Origin of the sequence: Streptomyces sp. cg35, from assembly GCF_050410835.1 — a bacterium.
Taxonomy (GTDB): Bacteria; Actinomycetota; Actinomycetes; order Streptomycetales; family Streptomycetaceae; genus Streptomyces.
The window spans coordinates 933,486-955,312 of record NZ_CP191268.1 but is presented as its reverse complement, the minus strand read 5'-3'; the positions used below and the strand labels follow the sequence as shown (position 1 = coordinate 955,312).

The 21,827-nt window shown below is 71.8% G+C and carries 19 protein-coding genes; 10 read left to right on the top strand and 9 right to left on the bottom strand.

Features of this window, described 5'->3' with window-relative positions:
- Window positions 1–34: 34 nt before the first annotated feature.
- The 5 genes from ACQUQD_RS04670 to ACQUQD_RS04650 all read left to right on the top strand — a co-directional run bounded on the left by ACQUQD_RS04670 (window position 35) and on the right by ACQUQD_RS04650 (window position 5,082).
- On the top strand, window positions 35–787 hold the full coding sequence (locus tag ACQUQD_RS04670; protein WP_428950639.1) for a PIG-L deacetylase family protein: 753 nt from the start codon (window positions 35–37) through the stop codon (window positions 785–787).
- Window positions 787–1,491: a 4-carboxy-4-hydroxy-2-oxoadipate aldolase/oxaloacetate decarboxylase gene (locus ACQUQD_RS04665; protein WP_428950638.1), complete on the top strand. Its 705-nt coding sequence runs from the start codon at window positions 787–789 to the stop codon at window positions 1,489–1,491. Before ACQUQD_RS04670 ends, ACQUQD_RS04665 begins: the two co-directional genes overlap by 1 nt.
- Window positions 1,488–2,594, top strand: a complete 1,107-nt coding sequence (locus tag ACQUQD_RS04660; protein ID WP_428950637.1) for a 4-oxalomesaconate tautomerase — start codon at window positions 1,488–1,490, stop codon at window positions 2,592–2,594. Before ACQUQD_RS04665 ends, ACQUQD_RS04660 begins: the two co-directional genes overlap by 4 nt.
- Window positions 2,591–3,559 carry a VOC family protein gene (locus ACQUQD_RS04655; protein ID WP_428950636.1) on the top strand — a complete coding sequence of 323 codons (969 nt, stop codon included), beginning with the start codon at window positions 2,591–2,593 and terminating at the stop codon, window positions 3,557–3,559. Before ACQUQD_RS04660 ends, ACQUQD_RS04655 begins: the two co-directional genes overlap by 4 nt.
- A gap of 188 nt (window positions 3,560–3,747) precedes the next feature.
- Complete coding sequence (locus ACQUQD_RS04650) at window positions 3,748–5,082, top strand: MFS transporter (RefSeq protein ID WP_428950635.1); 1,335 nt, start codon at window positions 3,748–3,750, stop codon at window positions 5,080–5,082.
- Between the two features lie 131 nt (window positions 5,083–5,213).
- On the opposite strand, the gene ACQUQD_RS04645 is transcribed toward ACQUQD_RS04650, so the two are convergent.
- Both ACQUQD_RS04645 and ACQUQD_RS04640 read right to left on the bottom strand, forming a co-directional pair.
- Window positions 5,214–6,800 (bottom strand): DHA2 family efflux MFS transporter permease subunit, encoded by a 1,587-nt coding sequence (locus ACQUQD_RS04645; RefSeq protein ID WP_428950634.1) that lies wholly within the window; start codon window positions 6,798–6,800, stop codon window positions 5,214–5,216.
- 112 nt (window positions 6,801–6,912) lie between these two features.
- Window positions 6,913–7,386 (bottom strand): MarR family winged helix-turn-helix transcriptional regulator, encoded by a 474-nt coding sequence (locus ACQUQD_RS04640; RefSeq protein WP_428950633.1) that lies wholly within the window; start codon window positions 7,384–7,386, stop codon window positions 6,913–6,915.
- A 323-nt stretch (window positions 7,387–7,709) separates the two neighbouring features.
- Between ACQUQD_RS04640 and ACQUQD_RS04635 the strand changes: the two genes are divergently transcribed.
- The gene (locus ACQUQD_RS04635; RefSeq protein ID WP_428950632.1) at window positions 7,710–9,914 is read left to right on the top strand and encodes an MMPL family transporter; all 2,205 of its coding nucleotides are present in this window, start codon (window positions 7,710–7,712) and stop codon (window positions 9,912–9,914) included.
- A gap of 276 nt (window positions 9,915–10,190) precedes the next feature.
- On the opposite strand, the gene ACQUQD_RS04630 is transcribed toward ACQUQD_RS04635, so the two are convergent.
- On the bottom strand, window positions 10,191–10,793 hold the full coding sequence (locus tag ACQUQD_RS04630) for a TetR/AcrR family transcriptional regulator (RefSeq protein ID WP_428950631.1): 603 nt from the start codon (window positions 10,791–10,793) through the stop codon (window positions 10,191–10,193).
- Window positions 10,794–10,868: 75 nt separating this feature from the next.
- Here ACQUQD_RS04630 and ACQUQD_RS04625 point away from each other — a divergent pair, with 75 nt between their 5' ends.
- Entirely contained in the window at window positions 10,869–11,693 is an 825-nt protein-coding gene (locus ACQUQD_RS04625) for a class I SAM-dependent methyltransferase (protein WP_428950630.1), read from the top strand.
- A gap of 22 nt (window positions 11,694–11,715) precedes the next feature.
- Here the strand turns inward: ACQUQD_RS04625 and ACQUQD_RS04620 are convergent, their stop codons facing one another.
- Window positions 11,716–11,982 (bottom strand): DUF3040 domain-containing protein, encoded by a 267-nt coding sequence (locus ACQUQD_RS04620; RefSeq protein WP_428950629.1) that lies wholly within the window; start codon window positions 11,980–11,982, stop codon window positions 11,716–11,718.
- Window positions 11,983–12,192: 210 nt separating this feature from the next.
- Here ACQUQD_RS04620 and ACQUQD_RS04615 point away from each other — a divergent pair, with 210 nt between their 5' ends.
- Together ACQUQD_RS04615 and ACQUQD_RS04610 are read left to right on the top strand one after the other, a co-directional pair.
- Complete coding sequence (locus ACQUQD_RS04615; protein WP_428950628.1) at window positions 12,193–13,152, top strand: histidine kinase; 960 nt, start codon at window positions 12,193–12,195, stop codon at window positions 13,150–13,152.
- Window positions 13,149–13,805: a response regulator gene (locus ACQUQD_RS04610; RefSeq protein WP_428950627.1), complete on the top strand. Its 657-nt coding sequence runs from the start codon at window positions 13,149–13,151 to the stop codon at window positions 13,803–13,805. Before ACQUQD_RS04615 ends, ACQUQD_RS04610 begins: the two co-directional genes overlap by 4 nt.
- Window positions 13,806–13,833: 28 nt before the next feature.
- Here ACQUQD_RS04610 and ACQUQD_RS04605 read toward each other — a convergent pair whose 3' ends face one another.
- From ACQUQD_RS04605 to ACQUQD_RS04585, 5 genes are all read right to left on the bottom strand, one after another.
- On the bottom strand, window positions 13,834–15,273 hold the full coding sequence (locus ACQUQD_RS04605) for a family 43 glycosylhydrolase (protein ID WP_428950626.1): 1,440 nt from the start codon (window positions 15,271–15,273) through the stop codon (window positions 13,834–13,836).
- A 100-nt stretch (window positions 15,274–15,373) separates the two neighbouring features.
- Window positions 15,374–16,315 carry a carbohydrate ABC transporter permease gene (locus ACQUQD_RS04600; protein WP_428950625.1) on the bottom strand — a complete coding sequence of 314 codons (942 nt, stop codon included), beginning with the start codon at window positions 16,313–16,315 and terminating at the stop codon, window positions 15,374–15,376.
- A 2-nt stretch (window positions 16,316–16,317) separates the two neighbouring features.
- On the bottom strand, window positions 16,318–17,223 hold the full coding sequence (locus ACQUQD_RS04595; RefSeq protein WP_428950624.1) for a carbohydrate ABC transporter permease: 906 nt from the start codon (window positions 17,221–17,223) through the stop codon (window positions 16,318–16,320).
- A gap of 32 nt (window positions 17,224–17,255) precedes the next feature.
- On the bottom strand, window positions 17,256–18,599 hold the full coding sequence (locus tag ACQUQD_RS04590) for an extracellular solute-binding protein (RefSeq protein ID WP_428950623.1): 1,344 nt from the start codon (window positions 18,597–18,599) through the stop codon (window positions 17,256–17,258).
- Between the two features lie 70 nt (window positions 18,600–18,669).
- The gene (locus tag ACQUQD_RS04585) at window positions 18,670–20,496 is read right to left on the bottom strand and encodes a glycoside hydrolase family 2 protein (RefSeq protein ID WP_428950622.1); all 1,827 of its coding nucleotides are present in this window, start codon (window positions 20,494–20,496) and stop codon (window positions 18,670–18,672) included.
- 158 nt (window positions 20,497–20,654) lie between these two features.
- On the opposite strand from ACQUQD_RS04585, the gene ACQUQD_RS04580 reads away from it, so the two are divergent.
- A complete protein-coding gene (locus ACQUQD_RS04580) occupies window positions 20,655–21,668 on the top strand; it encodes a LacI family DNA-binding transcriptional regulator (protein WP_428950621.1) in 1,014 nt (337 codons plus the stop codon).
- Window positions 21,669–21,827: the final 159 nt, after the last annotated feature.

Genomic DNA, 21,827 nt, shown 5'->3' with positions numbered 1-21,827 from the left:
GGCGGGCGCACACCTGTCAGCAAGGAGATGCAGCATGACCAACGGCAACGCGCCCGCCGCCCCGCCCCGATCGACACTGGTGATCACCGCCCACGCAGGGGACTTCGTGTGGCGGGCCGGTGGCGCCATCGCCCTGGCCGCGGCCCGGGGCGAGAAGGTCACCCTCGCGTGCCTCACGTTCGGCGAGCGCGGCGAGTCCGCGAAGGCCTGGCGCGAGGGCCGGGGGCTCGACGAGATCAAGGCGATACGCCGTGACGAGGCCGAGCGCGCCGCCGCCGAACTCGGCGCCGAGGTCCGCTTCTTCGACGCCGGCGACTACCCGCTCGTGGCCACCGCCGAGCTGACCGACCGGCTCGTCTCCGTCTACCGCGAGACCCAGCCCGACGTCGTCCTCACGCATCCCGCCGAGGACCCGTACAACGGCGACCACCCGGCCGCCCACCGCATGGCCCTGGAGGCCCGCGTCCTCGCGCAGGCCATCGGCTACCCCGGCGACGGCGAGATCATCGGGGCCCCGCCCGTCTTCTGCTTCGAGCCGCACCAGCCCGAGATGAGCGGCTTCAGGCCCGAGGTCCTGCTCGACATCACCGAGGTCTGGGACACCAAGCGCAAGGCCATGGAGTGCCTCGGCGCCCAGCAGCACCTGTGGGAGTACTACACCGACCTCGCCGTGCGCCGCGGCGTGCAGCTCAAGCGGAACGCGGGCCCGAACCTGGGCCTGGCGCACAGGACCATGGCCGAGGCCTACATGCGCCCCTACCCGCAGATCGCGAAGGAGCTCGCCTGATGCCCGGCGTCATCGTCACGAACCCGCCGAAGGCCGGCCCGGAGGAGGTCGAGGCGCTCGCCGGGTTCGGCGTCGCCACCGTGCACGAGGCGATGGGCCGCACCGGACTGCTCGGCCACCGTCTGCGCCCCAACCAGCAGGACACGCGCGTCGCCGGCACCGCGGTCACCGTCCTGTCCTGGCCCGGCGACAACCTCATGATCCACGCGGCCGTCGAGCAGTGCGGCGAGGGCGACATCCTCGTCGTCACCACCACCTCCCCGTCCACGGACGGCATGTTCGGCGAACTGTTCGCCACCGCCCTCCAGCGGCGCGGAGTGCGCGGCATCGTCACGAACGCCGGTATCCGCGACACCGCGGAGCTGCGCGCCATGGGCTTCTCCGCCTGGTCGGCCGCCGTGTCCGCGCAGGGCACATTGAAGGCGACGGGCGGCAGCGTCAACGTCCCCGTCGTGATCGGGGGCCAGGTGATCCGCCCCGGTGACGTGATCGTCGCCGACGACGACGGCGTCGTGGTCGTGCCCCGCGAGCGCGCCGCGCAGGCCGCCGAGAAGTCCCGGGCCCGCGAGGACAAGGAGGCCGCCACCCGCGCCGCCTTCCTGGAGGGTCAACTCGGCCTGGACCGCTACGGGTTGCGCACGACGCTGGAGGACCTCGGGGTCGAGTACCGGACGTACGAGCAGCACACCGGAGCCAGGGCGTGACCGGGCCCGCGGGGGTGCGCTGCCTGCTGATGCGCGGCGGCACCTCCAAGGGCGCGTACTTCCTGGCCGAGGACCTGCCCGCCGAACCGGCGGCCCGCGACGACCTGCTCCTGCGGATCATGGGAAGCCCCGACCCGCGCCAGATCGACGGGCTCGGCGGGGCGCACCCCCTGACGAGCAAGGTCGCGGTCGTCTCGCCCTCCGGCGCCCCCGAGGCCGACGTCGACTACCTCTTCCTCCAAGTAGGCCTCGAAACAGCGGAGGTGTCGGACCGTCAGAACTGCGGCAACCTCCTGGCCGGAGTCGGCCCGTTCGCGGTCGAGCGCGGTCTGGTTCCGCCCGGACGGGATGAGACCGCCGTCCGCATCCGCATGGTCAACACCGGGGACCTCGCCACGGCGACCTTCCCGACCCCGGGCGGCCGCGTCGCGTACACGGGTGACGCGGAGATCTCCGGCGTACCCGGCACCGCCGCGGCGGTCGTCGTCGATTTCCCGCCCGGAAACGGCCCGTTGCTGCCCACCGGGCACGTCCGCGACACCGTCTCCGGGACCGAGGTGACCTGCGTCGACAACGGGATGCCGACGGTCCTCGTCCCCGCCGAGTCCCTGAAGGTCACCGGTGACGAGGACCCGGCGGATCTGGAGGCGAACGAGGAGTTGGCGCTCCGCCTGCGTGACATCAGGCTGGCAGCGGGGGAGTTGATGGGACTCGGCGACGTCTCGGCGACCACCGTCCCCAAGCTGACACTCCTCGCCCCGCCGCGCCACGGCGGCGCCGTCACCACCCGCACCTTCATCCCCGTACGCTGCCACACCTCGATCGGGGTCCTGGGCGCCGCGAGCGTGGCCGCGGGGCTGCGGATCGAAGGCAGCGTGGGGGCCGGCCTCGCGGCGCCGCCCGCCGACGGCGACCGGCTGCGCATCGAGCACCCCACCGGATTCACCGACATCGACAGCAGCCTCACCACCGGCCCGGACGGCCTGCCCCGCGCCCGCCGCACCGCCGTGGTCCGCACCGCCCGCAAGATCTTCGACGGCACCGTCTTCCCCCGGCCCGCCGCGACTCCTCTGCCCGCACGATCCTCAGGAGGTCAAGGATGACTCCGCCCCTCGGCGACATCGCCCACGTCGGCCACGCCCAGCTGTTCACCCCGGACCTGGACGCCAGCGTCGCCTTCTTCACCGACTTCCTCGGTCTCACCGTCAACGGCCGCGACGGCGACACCGTCTACTTGCGGACCTTCGACGACTACGAGCACCACAGCCTCGTCCTCACCGCGCGCGAGCAGCCCGGCCTCGGCCGGCTCGCCCTGCGCACCTCCAGCGAGGAGGCGCTCCAGCGCCGTGTGAAGGCGGTCGAGGAAGCAGGCGGCAGCGGCCACTGGGCCGAGGACGAGCCCGGCCTCGGCAAGCTCTATGTCACCACCGACCCGGACGGCCACGAACACGCCCTCTACTGGGAGAGCGAGCACTACCAGGCCCCCGACGCGCTCAAGCCGGCCCTCAAGAACCAGCCGCAGGCCAAGCCCGACCGGGGCGTCGGCGTCCGCCGCCTGGACCACATCAACTTCCTCGCCGCCGACGTCCTGGCCAACGCCGAGTTCCAGCAGAACGTGCTGGGCGCCCGGCCGACCGAGCAGATCCGGCTCGACACCGGCCGGGTCGCCGCCCGCTGGCTGACCTTCACGGACAAGTCGTACGACGTCGTCTACACCGAGGACTGGACCGGCAGCGAGGGCCGGCTGCACCACATCGCCTTCGCGACCGACACCCGCGAGGACATCCTGCGCGCCGCCGACCTCGCCATCGACACCGGCGTCTTCATCGAGACGGGACCGCACAAGCACGCCATCCAGCAGACGTTCTTCCTCTACGTCTACGAACCCGGCGGCAACCGCATCGAGCTCTGCAACCCCCTCACCCGCCTCGTCCTCGCCCCCGACTGGCCGCTCGTCACCTGGACCGAGGCGGAGCGCGCGAAGGGCCAGGCCTGGGGCCTGAAGACGATCCGGTCGTTCCACACCCACGGCACACCTCCCGTCGCGACGCCGCCCGCAGAGGCCTGAGCGAGCCACCGGCCCCGGGGACCGCCACCCACCCCGGGGCCGAATTGTTTCTTAGATTGTCAACAAAAGTGTTGACGACGGAGTCGGGACTTCTTAACGTGCCGCTCACGCCCCCCGCTCCGGCCGCCGCACGGCCGTCCCCATCCCACCGCTCCAGGGACCCTCCTCCCGGACGAGAGGAAACAACGATGTCCTCCTCTGTGACCCCGCCGACCGCGCGCCGCGGCGCCAGAATGGCCAAGCTGGTCTTCGCCCTGTGCTGGCTCGCCGTCCTCTTCGACGGCCTCGACATGTTCATCTACGGCTCCGTGCTGCCGCACATGCTCGACACGAAGGCGCTCGGCCTCGACCCGGACCAGGCCGGCGACCTCGGCAGCTACGCCACCTTTGGCATGCTGATAGGCGCCCTCACCGCGGGCACCGTCTCCGACCGCATCGGCCGCAAGAAGATGATGGTCGGCTGCGTCACCCTCTTCTCGCTGGCCTCGGGCCTGTGCGCGATCGCCCCGAACGTCACCACGTTCGGCCTCGGCCGCACCCTCGCCGGCATCGGCCTCGGCGGCCTGCTGCCCACCGCGATCACGATGGTCTCCGACTACGCCCCCCGCGGCCGCGGCGCGCTGATCGTCGGCGGCCTGATGACCGCGCACCACGCGGGCGGCATCCTCTCCGCGTACGTGGCCACCTGGGTCGTCGAACCGCTCGGCTGGCGGGCCGCGTTCTGGTTCTGCGTCGTCCCGCTGCTGTTCGTGCCGGTGATGGCCAAGGTGCTGCCGGAGTCCCTCAGCTTCCTCGTCGCCAAGGGCCGCACCGACGAGGCGCAGCGGCTGTCCGCCGCGTACGACGTGGAACTGCCCGCGGTGAAGACGCGGCGACCGGACGGAGCGGGCCGCTGGGACGCGCTCGTCGACCTGTTCCGCGCGAACCAGTGGGTCCAGACCCTGCTGTACTGGCTGGCCTCCTTCGGCGGCCTGCTCCTCGTCTACGGTGTCGCGACCTGGCTGCCCACCCTGATGCGCGCGGAGGGCTACGACCTCGGCTCCTCGCTGCAGTTCGTGGTCGTCTTCAACCTCGGCGGCATCGTCGGCATGCTGGTCGCGGGCCGCGCCGCCGACCGCTTCGGCGCCCCGCGCATCTCCGCGATCTGGTTCCTGTGCACGGCGATCAGCGTCTACCTGCTGAGCATCCACATGGCACTCGCGCTCACCTTCGTGATGGTCTTCCTCGCGGGTGTCTTCCTGAACAGCGCCCAGACCATGATCTACGCGACGGTCTCGATCCGCTCCGCCCCCGAGAGCCGGGCCACCGCGGTCGGCTGGACCTCCGGCATGGGCCGCTTCGGCGCCGTCTTCGGCCCCTGGCTCGGCGGCCAGCTGCTCGCCTCCGGCAACGGCGACCGGGGCTTCACGGCCTTCGCCCTCACCGGCGTCTTCTCGATGGTCTTCATCGGGATCGCGTCCCTGCGGAAGGGGCAGCAGGCCGCGCAGCGGAGCACGGACCAGCCGGTGCCGGCCGTGCACTGAGCCGAACGTCCGCGCCTCTGCGGCCACTTGAGCGCGTCCGCGGACCCGCACCGGGTGCGCGGACCGCGGACCCGAGGGCGGAGGGGGCCGGGCGCCTGCGCGCAGTAAGGGCAGGCGCCCGGCTCGTCCGCTCAGTGCCGGGCGCCCCGCCCCCGCAGCACCGTGGCCGAGACGACCGCGCCGAGGACGCACAGCACACCGGTCACGAGGACAGCGGTGTGCACCCCGTTCATGAAGGCCGCGTGGCTGCCGTCGGTGACCGCCGCCCGCAGCTGCGCGGGCATCGCGTCGGAGACCGGGGCCGCGCCCATGGCCACGGCGTCCTTCGCCTCGGCGAGACCGTCGGCGGCCCGCTCCGCAACACCGGCCGACCGGAGCTCGGCGCCCAGCGTCGCGCCGACCCGGCCGCTGATCAGCGACATCAGCACGGACGTGCCGAGCGCGCCGCCCACCTGCAGCGCGGTGGCCTGCAGCCCGCCGGCCACCCCGCCGTCCTCGACCGGCGCGCTGCCCACGATCGCGGCGGACGACGCGGACATCACCATGCCGACGCCCAGACCGAGCAGGATGAACGGCGGCCACATCGCCGCGTATCCGGAGTCCGCGCCCCAGCCGAGCATCAGGAACGATGCGGCGCCCTGCAGCACCATGCCCAGCGGCATCGTCAGACGCGGCCCGAACCGGTCGGTGAGCGCCGCCCCCAGCGGCGACGCGACGACGGACGCGAGGCTCAGCGGCAGCGTGCGGACACCGGCCTCGACGGGCGAGAACCCGCGCACGTTCTGCAGGTACAGCATCACGAAGAAGATCCCGCCGAGCAGCACGAAGAAGTTCAGCGCGGTGACCACGGTGCCGACGGTCAGCGCCGGGCTGCGGAACAGCCGCATCGGCAGCAGCGGGTGCGCGACGCGCGACTCGTACACGCCGAACAGGACGAGCATCACCACGCCCGCGGCGATCGCGCCGAGGGTGCCGGCCGAACTCCAGCCCCACGTCTCGCCCTTGACCACGCCGAACACCACGACCAGCATCCCGAGCGCGAGCAGCACGACACCCGGGACGTCGAACTTCTGGCCGGCCGCCGCGGTGTTCCTGCTCTGCGGCAGGACGAGAACGCTGACGATCAGGGCGAGGACGCCGACCGGCGCGTTGAGGTAGAAGACGGACTCCCAGCTGACGTGCTCGACGAGCAGGCCGCCCACGATGGGCCCGAGCGCGGTCGACACCGAGGACACCATGGCCCAGATGCCGACGGCCATGCCGAACTTCCGCGGCGGGAACACCGCGCGCAGCAGCCCGAGCGTGTTCGGCATCAGCAGGGCGCCGAAGAAGCCCTGCGCGGCGCGGAACGCGATGACGAGCTCGACGGAACCGGCCAGCCCGATGGCCACCGAGGCCAGCGTGAATCCGGCGACGCCGATCAGGTAGAAGGTCCGCCGCCCGAACCGGTCGCCGAGCTTGCCGCCGAGGATCAGTGCGGCGGCGAGCGCGAGCAGATAGGAGTTCGTCACCCACTGCAGATCCGCGGTGGAGGCGTCGAGGGAGCGGCCGATCTCCGGATTCGCGAGCGACACGACGGACCCGTCGAGCCCGACCATGAACAGGCCGAAGGCGACGGCGATCAGCGTCAGCCAGGGGTTGGCGCGTCGCCCCGCGGGCGCCGCGCCCGGCGGGGCCGGCACCCGGGCAGGGGAGGGGGCAACAGAGGAGGAGGGCATACGACTGCCTTGTCTTGTCTCGTACGACAGGGGAACGTGTCCGGGCGGGCACGGAGAAGCCCTGCTCCCGGCGGGCGGGGGCAGGGCGTGGGCGCGGCGGACCGGCGGGGCGTCAGCCCGCGGTCGGCCGCAGCAGGGAGTCCAGCGCGTTGAGCGCGCCCAGGGCGGAGCCGAGCGCGTCCAGCTCACCGCCCGTCAGATGCCGCAGTGCCTCGGCGAGATGACGCCGGGCGATCCCCTCGGCCTCGGCGATGCGCTCACGGGCCACCGCGGTGGTGTGCAGATGAGCCACGCGCCGGTCCGCGGGATCGCAGCGCCGGTCGAGGAGGCCGGAGCGGGTGAGGTGCGAGACGAGGGCGCTCACATTGTTCGGCTGCATCAGCAGCTCGTGCGCCGCCTCGCGCACCGTGATGCCGTCCCGGTCCGCCACCAGACGGAGCAGGGCGATCTGCGCCTCGGGCAGCCGGTCGTGCGGGAAGTCCGTCAGGATCCGGCGGTCCAGGGTCCGGTGCAGCGTCGGCAGGGACGCCGCGAGCGCGGATGCGACGCGCTCGACGTCCTTGCGGGCGGCACGGGAGGAGGACATGACGATCAAGATAGCTATGACGAGATAGGTATGTCAACATACCTATTCGTCGTCCACGCGCCCCACCCGGCGTCCTGGACCCGTGGCCGCACCGGCGACTGCTCCCGGGGGCCTACACGTATCGCACACGGCTCCTCCCCGGGTATGACACGGGCCGCCCGCTCCTACCGCGGACGCGGGTCCGGAGTCCGGCTCAGAGGCTGACCTGCGGGCCCGCGCGGGCAGTGACGATAGAGGAACGATCCTGCCGACCCTCTGACGTGCGACGACGCACCGTCGGGCGGTCGCACCTGCCCACGATCCCGACGGGAGCCCCTTTCGCCGTGGCTACGTTCCTCTACAAACTCGGGCGGCTGTCCTTCAGGCGCCGCCGCTATGTGGCCCTGTTGTGGGTGCTGCTGCTCGGCGGGATCGGCTTCGCGTCGTCGGCCGCGCCGGCCCCGCCCGCCGACTCGTTCTCCATGCCGGGCACCGAGTCCCAGAAGGCCTTCGACCTCCTCGACCAGAAGTTCCCGGCGGCCAACTCCGAGGGTGCGACCGCCCGCGTCGTCGTCCGCGCCCCCGAGGGCGAGAAGCTGACCGACCCCGCGGCCAAGGCCGACGTGCGGAAGCTGGTGACGCAGCTCGGCGAGGGGCCGCAGGTCGCCTCGGTCGCCGACCCGTACAAGGCGAACGCCGTCAGCAAGGACGGCTCCACCGCCTACGCCTCCGTCACGTACAAGGTCGCCGGCACCGAGCTGACCGACAAGGCGCACGAGGCACTGACCAAGTCCATCGACGCCGCGCGTGCCGACGGCTTCACCGTCGAGGCGGGCGGCGACGCGGTCGAGGCCGACCAGGAGATGGGCGGCAGCGCCGAGCTGATCGGCATCGCCATCTCCGCGGTCGTCCTGATCCTCACCTTCGGTTCGATGGTCGCCGCGGGCATGCCGCTGCTGACCGCGATCATCGGCGTCGGCATCGGCGTCTCCGGCATCGCCGCGCTCGGCAGTGTCCTGAACCTGTCCGGCACCACGTCCACGCTCGCCTCGATGATCGGCCTCGCCGTCGGTATCGACTACGCGCTGTTCATCGTCTCCCGCTACCGAGCCGAGCTGGCCGAGGGCCGCGAGGGCGAGGAGGCCGCCGGACGCGCGGTCGGCACCGCCGGATCCGCGGTCGTCTTCGCGGGCCTGACCGTCGTCGTCGCCCTCAGCGGCCTCGCGGTCGTCAACATCCCGATGCTCACCAAGATGGGCCTGGCCGCCGCGGCGACCGTCGCCATCGCCGTCCTCATCGCGCTCACCATGATCCCGGCGCTGCTCGGCTTCGCGGGCAAGAAGGTGCTGCGCCGCAAGGACCGCAAGCAGGCGGGCCCGATCGCCGGCTCCGGCAAGCCCAACCTCGGCACCCGCTGGGCCCGCTTCGTGCTGCGCCGCCCGCTCGGCGTCCTGCTCGTCGGTGTCCTCGGCCTCGGTGCGATCGCCGTCCCGGCCACCAGCCTCGAACTGGGCCTGCCCGACGACGGTTCGTCGGCGCCGGACAGCACCCAGCGCAAGGCGTACGACATGCTGTCCGAGTCCTTCGGCGCGGGCTTCAACGGCACGCTGATGGTGACCGTCGACGGCAAGGGCGCGGCCGGCACCGCGAAGCAGGTCGGCGCCGACCTCGCCAAGGTCGACGGCGTCGTGGCGGTCACCCCCGCCCAGGTCAACCCGGCCGGCGACACCGCCATCATCACGGTCGTCCCGAAGACGGGACCGAGCGACCACAAGACCGAGGAACTGGTCAAGGAGATCCGCTCGGACGCCACGTCCTGGGCGGCGGACAACGACGCGGAGATCCTGGTCACCGGCGCGACGGCCATGACGATCGACTTCTCGCAGACCCTCGACGACGCGCTCGTCCCGTACCTGCTCCTGGTGGTCGGTCTCGCCTTCCTCCTGCTGATGCTGGTCTTCCGCTCGGTCCTCGTCCCGCTCAAGGCCGCGCTCGGCTTCCTGCTCTCGGTGGCAGCGGCGCTCGGCGCCGTGGTCGCCGTCTTCCAGTGGGGCTGGCTCGCGGACGTCTTCGGGGTCGAACAGCCCGGCCCGATCATGTCGATGATGCCGATCTTCATGATCGGTGTGGTCTTCGGTCTCGCCATGGACTACGAGGTGTTCCTCGTGACGCGGATGCGCGAGGCCTACGTCCACGGGGCGCGGCCCGGGGAGGCCATCGTGACCGGCTTCCGGCACGGCGGCCGGGTCGTCGGCGCCGCCGCGATCATCATGATCAGTGTCTTCTCCGGCTTCATCATGGAGAACAACAGCATGATCAAGATGATGGGCTTCGGCCTGGCGATCGCCGTCCTCTTCGACGCGTTCGTGGTCCGGATGGCGATCGTGCCCGCGGTCATGGCGCTGCTCGGCAAGTCGGCCTGGTGGCTGCCCCGTTGGCTCGACAAGGCGCTGCCGAACGTCGACGTCGAGGGCGAGAAGCTGCAGCAGAGCCTGTCCGGTCCCCGGCCCGTCGAGGACGACCGCGAACTGGAGCCCGCACGCGGCTGAGTCCCCTCGATCCGTGGGGCGCGCGGGCCCGTTCCGGTCACCGGGGCGGGCCCGCCGCCGTGTTCATCGCCTCCCCGTGAAGGCGGCGGCCACGGGGAACACACCCGCACAGTGCCGTGGCCACCGCCGGGACGCGCACGCGCAGTCGGTCGGCCGGGGCGCATCCACGGACCCCAACGGCCCGGCCCGCTCAGCGGTGACGGCCGGCCGGACCCTCCCCCTCAAACGGTTGTCCGGTCGATCGGATGTGCCCAGGCGCGCTCGGCCGGACGGGCCTCAGCCGGAGTCCGCCGAGGTGAGTGCCCCGGCCACGACCGACACGACGACCTTGCGGACCGCCTCCGGCTCCGGCGGGCCGTCGTCCCGGCCCGCGAAGAGCAGATGCCCCGTGCCGATGAGGGTGAGGGCCAGGGTGTCGACATCGGCGTCGGTCGCGATCCGGCCCGACTCCCGCTCCGCGCCGAGGTATTCGACGATCATGGCCGTGGCCTGGGTGAGCACGGGCACGCCGCGCTGCCCGGCGGCGCGCAGCCGGGCGCGCAGCCCGTCCCTGAACGTGATGAGACCCACCATCGCCACGGCGACCGGGCCGAACAGGTCGGCGAGGGCCGCGGTGAGGTGATCGACGACGGTGCCGGTGCCGGCGGACGCCCGCAGAGCGCGGGCCCGGGCGTCGGTCCGGGCGACGCGGTCCAGGACGAGTTCCGCCAGGAAGGCGTCGAAATCGGCGAAGTGCCGGTGCAGCACGCCCTTGGCGCACCCCGCCTCGACGGTGACAGCCCGGCTGGTCAGCGCGCTCGCGCCGTCCCGCAGGAGTACACGCTCCGCGGCGTCGAACAGCTGGGCGCGCACATCGTGAATGGCCACACCGGTGGGCACCTGCGTCGCTCCTCGAGGTCGTGGGGGAGTGGTGCAACCGTAGATGAGTGGGCAGGTGCCCATTAGAGTGGGCGCATGCCCACTCACCGTTCCGTCCCCGCCCCCGAGTCGTCCGAGGCGCCGCACCGGGCACGTGACATGGCCGAGTCCTTCGGCGCGGACCCCGAGCGCTACGACCGGATCCGCCCGCGCTATCCCGACGCCCTGATCGAGCACGTCGTCGGCGGCGCCCCGGGCCCCGACCTCCTCGACGTGGGCACCGGCACCGGCATCGCCGCCCGCCAGTTCCAGGCGGCCGGCTGCACGGTCCTCGGTGTCGACACCGACGCGCGCATGGCCGCCTTCGCCCGCACCCGCGGACTGAGCGTGGACGTGGCCCCGTTCGAGACCTGGGACGCCGCCGGGCGCACCTTCGACGCGGTCGTCGCCGCACAGACCTGGCACTGGATCGACCCCGTCGCGGGTCCCGCCAAGGCGGCCCGGGTGCTGCGCCCCGGCGGCCGCCTCGCGCTCTTCTGGAACGTCTTCCGGCCCACGTCCGAGATCGCGGAGGCGCTCGGCGCGGCGTACCGCCGGGCCCTGCCCGACGCGCCCCGCGACCCCTGGACGCGGCCCGCCCTCGACGCGTACGGGACCGTTTTCGCCAGGACGGCCGAGAGCCTGCGCGTCACGGGCGACTTCGAGGAGCCGGATGACCAGCGTTTCGAGTGGGAGCGTGCCTACACCCGCGACGCGTGGCTGGAGATGCTGCGCACCACCGGCGAGACCGGCCGGCACACCCCACGGCAGACCGAGGAGCTCATCGCCCGGACCGGCGCGGCTCTCGACGCCCTCGGCGGCACGTTCACCATGCCGTACACCGCGGTCCTGATCACCGCCACGCGGACCGGAGCCGACTGACCGGTCCGGCCGCCGCCCGGGTTCAGCGGCTGCGACCGCTCGGCCGCTCGAACCAGTGGCAGGCGGCGCCCGCGGCGACCAGCGCGGTGGCGATGAGCAGGCCGTGGCCGACGACGATGCCGACCCCGAGAAGGACCAACGCCAGGATCAGGACGGCCCAGGTACCGCGCCGGTCGTACTCGCGAGGGCGCCGCGGCCTGCCCCGGCTCAGGCCGTCGGCGAACCGGGGATCCTGTTCCTCCAGACGCGTCGCGATGGCCGAGAGCGTGTTGTCGTGGCTGTCCCGCATCTGCGCACCTCCGTGTCGGGTGGTGCCCCCACCGTCGCGTGCGGCGCGCGCCGTGACCATGGGGTGCGACCCCCAGATACGGGGGAGCGCACCCTGCATGCGGGCGGCACGCCCGTGAATGGGTGCTGACCCCGATGGACACCGTGGCCGCTGACCAGGGAGCCTGGACGGAGGCCAGCCGTACCGTCCCACCCGGGAGGCCGCACGTCCGTGTCCCTGTTCTGGCGGATCTTCCTGCTCAACGCCACCGTCCTGCTGGCGGCGGTGGCGCTCCTGCTGCTCGGCCCCGTCACCGTCTCCACCCCCGTCCTGCTGACCGAGACGCTGATCCTGGCGGTCGGTCTGGTGGTGATGCTGACGGCCAACGCGGCGCTGCTGCGCATCGGCCTGTCCCCGTTGCAGCGGCTGACCCGGGCGATGACGACGACCGATCTGCTGCGCCCCGGCGAGCGGCCCGCCACGTCCGGGCACGGTGACGTGGCCGCCCTCATCGAGACGTACAACGCGATGCTCGACCGCCTGGAGGCCGAGCGGGCGGCCAGCACCGCACGGGCCCTGTCGGCGCAGGAGGCCGAACGGCGCCGCGTCGCCCAGGAACTGCACGACGAGGTCGGCCAGACCCTGACCGCCGTCCTGCTCGAACTCAAGGGAGCCGCCGACCAGGCGGGCCCGCCGCTCCGGGACGACCTGCACCGCATCCAGGAGACGACCCGCGCGGGCCTGGACGAGATCCGGCGCATCGCCCGCCGGCTGCGGCCCGGGGTCCTGGAGGAGCTGGGCCTCGTCAGCGCGCTGCGGTCCCTGGCCAACGAGTACACCGACTGGGCCGACACCGTGGTCGACAGCCGGCTGGCGCCGCATCTGCCGTCGCTCGGGGACGAGGCCGAACTCGTCGTCTACCGGGTGGCCCAGGAAGGACTGACCAACGTCGTGCGCCATGCCGGCGCCTCCCGGGCCGACCTCGTCGTGAGCGCCGCCGACGACCGGGTCACGCTCCTCATCCGTGACAACGGGCGCGGCATCGGCAGCCGGGCCGAGGGCGCCGGCATCCGCGGCATGCGCGAACGCGCCCTGCTGGTCGGCGCCGACCTAACCGTCGCCCCCGCCGAGGGCGGCGGCACCCTCGTACGCCTCGACGTTCCGGTCACGGCCCCGGGGCGCGGTCGGTGAGCGCCCGCGAGATCCGCATCCTGCTGGCGGACGACCACGCGCTGGTGCGCCGGGGCGTGCGGCTCATCCTGGACCGCGAACCCGATCTCACCGTCGTCGCCGAGGCGGGCGACGGGGCCGAGGCCCTCGACCTCGCGCGGACCGAACAGCCCGATCTGGCGGTCCTGGACATCGCGATGCCCCGGCTCACCGGACTCCAGGCCGCCCGCGAACTGGCCCGCCGCCAGCCCGACCTGCGCATCCTGATCCTGACGATGTACGACAACGAGCAGTTCTTCTTCGAGGCGCTCAAGGCCGGGGCCTGCGGCTACGTCCTCAAATCGGTGGCCGACCGCGATCTGGTCGAGGCCTGCAGGGCGGCCGCCCGCGACGAACCCTTCGTGTACCCGGGAGCGCTGAAGGCGCTGATCCGGGACCATCTGGAGCGGGTCCGCCGCGGTGAGGGGCTGCCCTCGCGCCCCATCACGGAGCGCGAGGAGGAGATCCTCAAGCTGGTCGCCGAAGGGCACACCTCGCAGCAGATCGCCGAGCTCCTCTTCATCAGCGTCAAGACGGTGGAGCGCCACCGTGCCAACCTGCTGCAGAAGTTGGGCCTGAAGGACCGTCTGGAGCTCACGCGCTACGCGATCCGCGTCGGCCTGATCGAGCCGTGACGGCGGGTCTCCCCGCCGCCCCGGGCCGTCAGTGCGTGTACACCTCCGCCCGGTCCACGCTCACGAAGGAGGCCCCGGACGACGCGCTCCGCTCACCCGTCACCCGGACCCGCAGCGTGTGCTCGCCCGCCGCCAGGCGCGGGCTGAGGTACTGCAGCGTCTCGCCGGTGCGGATCGCGCCGTAGAAGTCGACCCGCTGCTCGGGGCCGCCGTCCACACTGATCGCCGCGATGCCGTTGCCCGTGTCGCGGACGGACAGCAGCGCGATCCGGGTGCCCGTGAAGCTGAACGTCGCGGTGTTGCCCGCCTGGTCGCTCCAGTGGTCGTCGCTCCAGAAGCACTGCGCGGCGCAGCCCGTGCCGGAGTTCCAGGTGCCGGTGTACGCGACCGTGCCGTCGCCGCTGGAGCGCCCGTCGTCGTTGATCCAGTAGTTGCCCGATCCGGGGTCGCCGGAGGGCAGGTCCTGGGTGGCGCCCATGGCGAGCGGGGTGCCGAGGTTCGGGCTGCCGTCCGCGTTCCAGGTGATCTTCTGGGCGCGGGTCGTGCGGTTCGTGTACGTGTTCACCGACGTGGTCTTGGCGTGGTAGACGAGCCAGTCCTCCGTGCCGTCGGGGGACTTGAAGAAGGCGTGGTGCCCGGGCCCGAACACCCCGCGGTCGTCGGCGCGGGAGAACACCGGCCCCGCGTGCCGGCTCCAGTTGCCCGGGACGAGCGGATCGGCGGTGTCGGGCAGCGACATCATCCAGACCTGGTAGTCGGGCTTGCCGGTGTCGCAGGTCGAATACGTCATCCAGGTACGGCCGTTGCGGTTCAGGAACTCGGGCCCCTCGCGGACCTCGGGGCAGCCCCCTGCCGCGTCGATCGCGACGGCGTCGCCCGAGACCGTGTACGGGTTCGACATCGGCGCGATGTTCAGGCCGTTGTGCTGGTACGGGTTGATGCCGCTGTAGGCGAGATAGAGCTTCCCGTTGTGCTGGAGGATCCCGGGGTCGATGGCGAAGTCGTTCGCGTGGTTGGGCGGGGTGAGCTTCGCCTTGAAGTGGTAGGGCCCGGCCGGGTCGTCGCGCTCCGACTCCAGCACGAACAGCCGGTGGTGGTCGTCCGTGCCGTCGTCCGCGGTGTAGTAGAGGTACCAGCGGTCGCCGAAACGGTAGAACTCCGGCGCCCAGATGTGCTGGTTGCGCGAGGCGTCGGTGTCCGTCCAGACCGTGACCGGGTCGGCGTCGAGCAGCGTGCCCAGGGACGGCGAGCGCCACATCTTGATGCTGTCGCCCTGGGTCGTGGTGAGGTGGTAGGCCCCGTTGGCGTACGCCAGGAACGGATCGGGGCCCGTGTTCAGCGGATTGCGGAAGGTGCCCGCGGCTGCGGCGGACGCCTGTCCGGCCGCGGCGGCCTGCGGCGCGCAGACCAGGCCGACGAGCAGGGTCAGGAGTGCGGCGACCAGAGCGGTACGGGGCCGGGCGCGCATGAGCGGCTCCTTACATCGATGTAAGTTCCACGGCTTCAGGACGGTAGGGAAGGGACAGGGGGCTGTCAACGGGGCGGGTGGGCCGGCGAGCCGACACCGCTCACTGGCCGCCGAGGCCGGTGGTCGCCACGGACTTCACGATGTGCCGCTGGAAGAAGACGAACACGATCACGAGCGGCAGCGCGGCGAGCACGGCCGAGGCCATCGTCTGCGCGTACTGGATGCCGTAGGCGTCCTTCACCGACGTGATCCCGACGGGCAGGGTCATCAGCGACGGGTCGGACGTGGACACGAACGGCCACAGGAAGTTGTTCCACGCGCCGATGAACACGAAGATCGCCACGGCGGCGAGCATCGGCCGCGACAGCGGCAGCAGCACCGACCAGAAGATCCGCCAGTGCCCCGCGCCGTCGATCCGGGCCGCCTCCTCCAGTTCCTTCGGCAGCGAGTCGAAGTGCTTCTTCAGGATGAACACCATCACCGGCGCCACCGTCTGCGGCAGGATCACCGCCGCGTACGTGTCCAGCAGGTGCAGGGTCAGCATCTGCTGGAACCACGGCACGATCAGGATCTGCGGCGGTACCAGCACGGCCGCGACCGTCACGGCGAACAGCCAGCGGCGGCCGGCGAACAGGGTGCGCGAGAAGGCGTATCCGGCCATCGCGGAGACCAGCACCGTGATCACGGTGACGGCGGCCGAGATGACTAGGCTGTTGAGCATCCACAAGGGCAGATCGCCGCGCTCCCAGACCGTCCTGAACCCGTCGAGCGTGAAGCCGTGCTTCGGCCACACCCAGTTCAGCGGGTCGCTCGCGTCCTGCTCGGACTTGAACGCGGTCAGCACGGCCCACGCCATCGGCAGCAGCCAGACCAGGGCGGCGACCGCGAGCACGGTCAGGGCGAGCACCCGGGCCGTGCGGCTCGCCCCGAGCGTCAGGTTCGTCTGCGACCGGGCGGGACGCCGAGGTGCTCTCAACGGACGTACGGAGGTGGTCACGTGGCGAGCGGACTCGGCGCGGACGGGGGTCTCGGTGGAGGTCATGGTCACTTCTCCCGGCGGCGGAGTGCGAAGAACTGGGCGGCGGAGGCGAGGACGACGAGAGCGAAGAAGATGTAGCTGATCGCCGAGGCGTAACCGAGCCGGTAGCCGGTGAAGCCGACGTCGTAGACGTACTCGACCACGGGGCGCGTCGAGCTGTTCGGGCCGCCCTTGGTGAGCAGGTACACCTGGTCGAAGACCTTCAGGGACGCCAGGATCTGCAGCACGGTGATCACCGTCGTGATGCGGCTGAGCTGGGGCAGCGTGATCGACCACAGGCGCCGCCACGCCCCGGCGCCGTCGATCGCCGCGGCCTCGTACAAGTGGTCCGGGATCGACTGCAGGGCGGCCAGGTACAGCAGGAAGTTGAAGCCGACCGTCCACCACAGGGTCGTGAGGGCGATCGCCCACATGGCGACCGACTCGTCACTGAGCCACGCGAACCCGCTGAGACCGACCTTGTCGAGCAGGTGGTTGTAGAGGCCGAGGTCGGGCTGGTACAGCCAGATCCACAGGAGGCCGACGACACCGACCGGCAGCAGATACGGCGCGAAGAACGCCAGCCGCCACACCCACTGTCCGGGCAGCCCGGTGTGCACGAGCAGCGCCATACCGAGCGCCACCACGACCAGCGGGACCGTCGAGATCAGGGTGAACAGGACCGTGTGCCACAAGGACCGCCACATCTCCGCGTCCTGGAAGGCCTCGGTGAAGTTGCCGAGGCCGATGAACGACGGGGCGTGCGCCGACAGGGCCCGGTCCGTCAGGCTCATCCACAGCCCCTGGCCCATCGGCCAGATCATGAACACGGCGAACAGGACGAGGAAGGGCAGTGCGAACAGCAGGCCGGGGGAGAACAGCCGCCGCACCGACAGGGCCCCTGGCCGGGGCGAGGCGTGGGGAGAGGACATCGTTGTGCCTCCTGCGAGGTGGTCGCGGCCGGTCAGGCCGGGCTGGGCTTGGCGAGGAAGGTGTTGAGGCGCCGCACCATCGCGCGCGCCGCACGGTCCGGGGAGAGACCGTCCAGCAGGGCCTGCTGCAGGACCTGCGACATGGAGTTCTGGAAATCGGAGCCCGCGCCCGCGAACCACACCGCCGGGTCCAGGACGACGTGGTCCTGGGCCGCCTTGTAGTGCGCCTGCGGCAGCAGGCCGGCGTACTCCTTCGTACGGGTCACGGGCCCGTACGCGGGGATGTGACCGGCGGTCGCCCAGATCTGACCGGCCTTGAGGATCGCGGCGACCGCCCGGTGCGTGCGGCGGCGGTGCTCCGCGTCGGGGCTCTCGTGGTGGGGGAGCACGAACGAGTGCGAGTCGGCGTACACGGCCGGGGTGCCGAAGACCGTCGGCATCGGCGCCGCGCCCACGTTCTTGTCCGCGGCCCGGAACGTGCCGAGCTCCCACTCGCCCGAAAGGATCATCGCGGTCTGCTTGTTCGTGAACGACGCCAGTCCCGCCGGGTAGTCCAGGCGCTTCGGGTTCACCCGGCCGTCGATCAGCTTGGCCATGAACGCGATGACCTCGGCCATCCGGTCGATGTCCACCTCGGCCGGACCGCCGGTAGGCAGCTTGAACGCGCCGCCGGTCTGCCGGTACAGGCCGTAGAACAGCCGCCAGCCCTGCGCAGTGTCCGTGACGTAGCCGAAGGAGATGCCCTGCTGCCCGGAGGCCCTGGCCAGCTCCTTGCCGGCCGCGAGGAACTTGTCGGGCGACGAGAACGCGTCCGCGTCGAGCGTGCCGTCCTTCGTCAGCAGTCCGGCCTTCTTCACCGGCTCCGGGTGGAAGAACACGATGAAGGGGTGCGTGTCGAGGGGGATCGCGTAGGTCTGCCCCTCGTACTGCGTACGTGACCACACCGCGTCGGTGAAGTCACTCCGCCGCACGCCGTACTCGGCCAGCAGGCCGAGGTCCCACGGGTCGACGAGGCCGGTGGGCGCGTAGCCCGCCAGGCGCGACATGTGCGACACGGCGACGTCCGGACCGCGCCCGCCCGCCGAGGCCATGGCGAGCTTCGTGTAGTACGGGGTGCCCCACTCCAGGACGGTGCGCTCGATACGCGTGCCCGGCATGTCGGGTCGCGCCGCGCGCACCATGTCGTTGAGCAGGCCGCCGTCGGCCCCGCTGAACAGGTCCCACAGACGGACGGTCGAATCGTCGGCCGCCAGCGCGCTGCCGCAGCCGCTGAGCGCCCCGGCGCCGAGGGCCGTGGCCCCGGCGGCGAGCGCGGCGGTCAGCGCGCGTCGTCTGGTGAGTGCGGGGCGACCGACGGGTGCGGGTGTGCCGGTCATCTGGCTCCTTCCCCGGGTGGCGACGCTGCCACCCGGTCATACATCGATGTAAATCGCGGGCGTGAGTGAGCTAGTTCGAGCCTTCGAAGGCCGCGGGGCGCAGCTGGGCGGCGCGCAGCAGGGCGGTGTCGACCTTCTCGCCGCGGTCGAACCGGTAGACGCCGTTGCGCTCCTGGAAGACGTCCGTGAGCTGGGTGTAGCAGTAGCCGAACATCTCCGGGTCGTCGAGCAGCACGCCCGTCAGACCGGTGAAGCGGTCCACGAACTCCTCGGCGCTGCGCGGCCGTTCGCCGTACCCCCAGGACGCGTCCACCTCGTTGCCCGCCGCCTCGGCGGCCGCCTGCGCGTCCCACCAGATGCCGCCGAACTCGCTGCAGAAGTAGGGCTGGCCGCGGTACGGCTCGGACCAGGGGCGCCCGTCGGGGCCCGCGTTGACGTACGGCTTGTCCTGCGCGAGCCCCTGCATCGTCTTCGCGAACGCGGCCGGGTCCTGCTCGTAGCAGTGCGAGTCGTAGACATCGGTCTCCGGGACCCGGTGCGCGTACCCGGAGGCGTCGATGACGGGGCGGGTGCCGTCGGCCTGCTTGGTGGCCAGGAACATCGCCCGCGTCACGTCGTCGAGCTGGGTGATGCGGTCGTGCAGGTGCTGGTACGTCTCGTTGAGCGGGCACCAGCCGATGACCGAGGGGTGCGAGTAGTCGCGCGCGACGGCCTCCAGCCACTGCGCGACGTACGACGCGTCGGGGCGCTGGTTGTCGTCGCGGACGCCGACCTCGCAGCCCCAGTCGCCGAACTCGCCCCACACCAGGTAGCCGAGCCGGTCCGCGTGGTACAGGTACCGCTCCTCGAAGACCTTCTGGTGCAGCCGGGCCCCGTTGAATCCGGCGGCCAGACCGAGCTCGATGTCGCGGACCAGAGCGGCGTCGCTCGGCGCGGTCATCAGGCCGTCCGGGTAGTACCCCTGGTCGAGCACGAGCCGCTGGAAGACGGGCTCACCGTTCAGGAGCAGCCGCCTGCCGTCGACGGAGACCGAGCGCAGGCCCGCGTACGAGCGGACCCGGTCCACGAGCCCGCCCTGCGCGTCCACGACCTCGAAGGTCAGGTCGTACAGGTGCGGGTCCTGCGGCGACCAGACGCGCAGCCGGTCCGCGGGCACCGGCAGGGCGAGGCGGGGCGTCAGGTCGAGGTCGGCGCGGGCCTCGGCGGTGACGACGGTGCCCATCTCGTCGGCCAGGGTCGCCCGGACCCGGTGACCCGGCGCGTTCCCGGTCAGCGGCAGCTCCAGGAAGAACGAGCCCGAGGCCAGGTCCGGGGTGACGCGCGGGCGCTTGAGGGCGACGGCGCGGGGCACCGGCTCCAGCCACACGGTCTGCCAGATGCCGGTCGTGCGGGTGTAGTGGCAGTGCGTGTTGGCGTACCAGGTGGCCTGCTTGCCGCGGGCCTGCGGTCCGTGCCGGCTGTCGCGGGCCCGCACCACGAGCGTCAACTCCCGCCCGGGTACGGCCACGTCGCCCAGGTCGGCGGTGAACGGGGTGAAGCCGCCGCGGTGCCGGGCGACCTCGACGCCGTCCGCCCACACCGTCGTGTCGTGGTCCACGGCCCCGAAGTGCAGCAGCACCCGGGCGTCGGTCCAGTCGGCGGGCACCGTCACGGTCCGCCGGTACCAGACGGCCTCCAGGAAGTCGGTCTCGCCGATCCCGGACAGCTCCGACTCCGGACAGAACGGCACGGTGATCCGGTCGCTCAACTCGCGCTCGCGCAGGCCGCGCTCGAGTCCCGTGTCGGCCCGGTCGATCTCGAACTGCCACTCGCCGTTGAGATTGAGCCAGGCCTCACGGACGAACTGCGGCCGCGGGTACTCGGGCCGCGGCACGGCCGGGAAATGCGGAACGGGCATGGTGCTCCTTGCTCGTGAGTGCGGTGCCACGTGGTGCGGGGTCATGGCACCATGACGATTACAACGATGTAAATATCCGGGACGGCCGAGGAACCGGCCCGAGACCGATTCGTGATGGTCGGTACGATCACGGACGGCAGACGGAAGGAAAGAACAGCGTGGCGGCCAGACCCAGGATCAAGGACGTGGCGGAGTACGCGGGCGTCTCGCCCAAGACCGTCTCCAACGTGATCAACAACTTCGAGCACGTGTCGGACCGGACCCGTGAAGTCGTGCGCGAGGCCATCGACGCCCTCGGCTACCGGGTCAACATCGCCGGCCGTCAGCTGCGCCAGGGGCGCACCGGCATGATCACCCTGGCCGTGCCCGAGCTCGACGTCGCGTACTTCTCCGAACTGGCCCGGCACGTCATGGCCGAGGCCGACCGGCGCGGACAGACCGTGCTGCTGCACCAGACCGGCGGTGTCCGCGAGCGCGAACTCGCCGCGCTGCACGGCTTCGACGCCCAGTTCACCGACGGAGTCATCCTCAGCCCGCTCGCCCTGCACCCTCGCGATCTCGCCACCCGGGACCGCGGGCTCCCGGTCGTCCTGCTCGGTGAGCGCCCCGCCGAGGGCAGCACCGACCACGTCGCCATCGACAACGTACGGGCCGCGCGCGAGGCCACCGAGCATCTGCTGGCCCGCGGGCGGCGCCGGATCGCCGTGGTCGGCGGTACGGTGCGCGGCCGCCAGGGCACCGACCGGCTGCGCACCGACGGCTACCGCGAGGCGCTGAAGACGGCCGGGGTCCCCTTCGACGGCGACCTGGTGGTCCCGGTGGACGCCTACCACTGGAAGGACGGCGCGCGGGCCGCCGCCGCCCTCATGGACTCGGCGTCCTGCCCCGACGCCCTGCTCTGCCTCAACGACCACCTCGCCCTGGGCGCGCTGCGCGCCCTGCACGAGCGGGGTCGGAGCGTGCCCGGAGACCTGGACGTGGTCGGCTTCGACGACATCGAGGCCTCCCGCTTCAGCGTGCCGAGCCTGACCACGGTCTCCCCGGACAAGAAGGAGATCGCCCGCGCCGCCGTGGCGCTCCTGCTGGACCGGATCGAGGAGCCCGCGGCCGGTCCGTTGCAGGATCATGTGGTGGGTCACGAGCTGAAATTGCGCGAGAGCAGCGGGAGTTGACGCCCTGACGGCGAACCGTCTACGGCATTTGCGGGAGTCCGATACCACTTCGTTCTCGGAAACCCCTCGTCACACCTTGCGCAGCTCTTCGACGCGCCGGGTGCGACCGTTAGGATGAATCACTGAGGCATCCTCAAATGCCGTGGTACACGGGGGAGT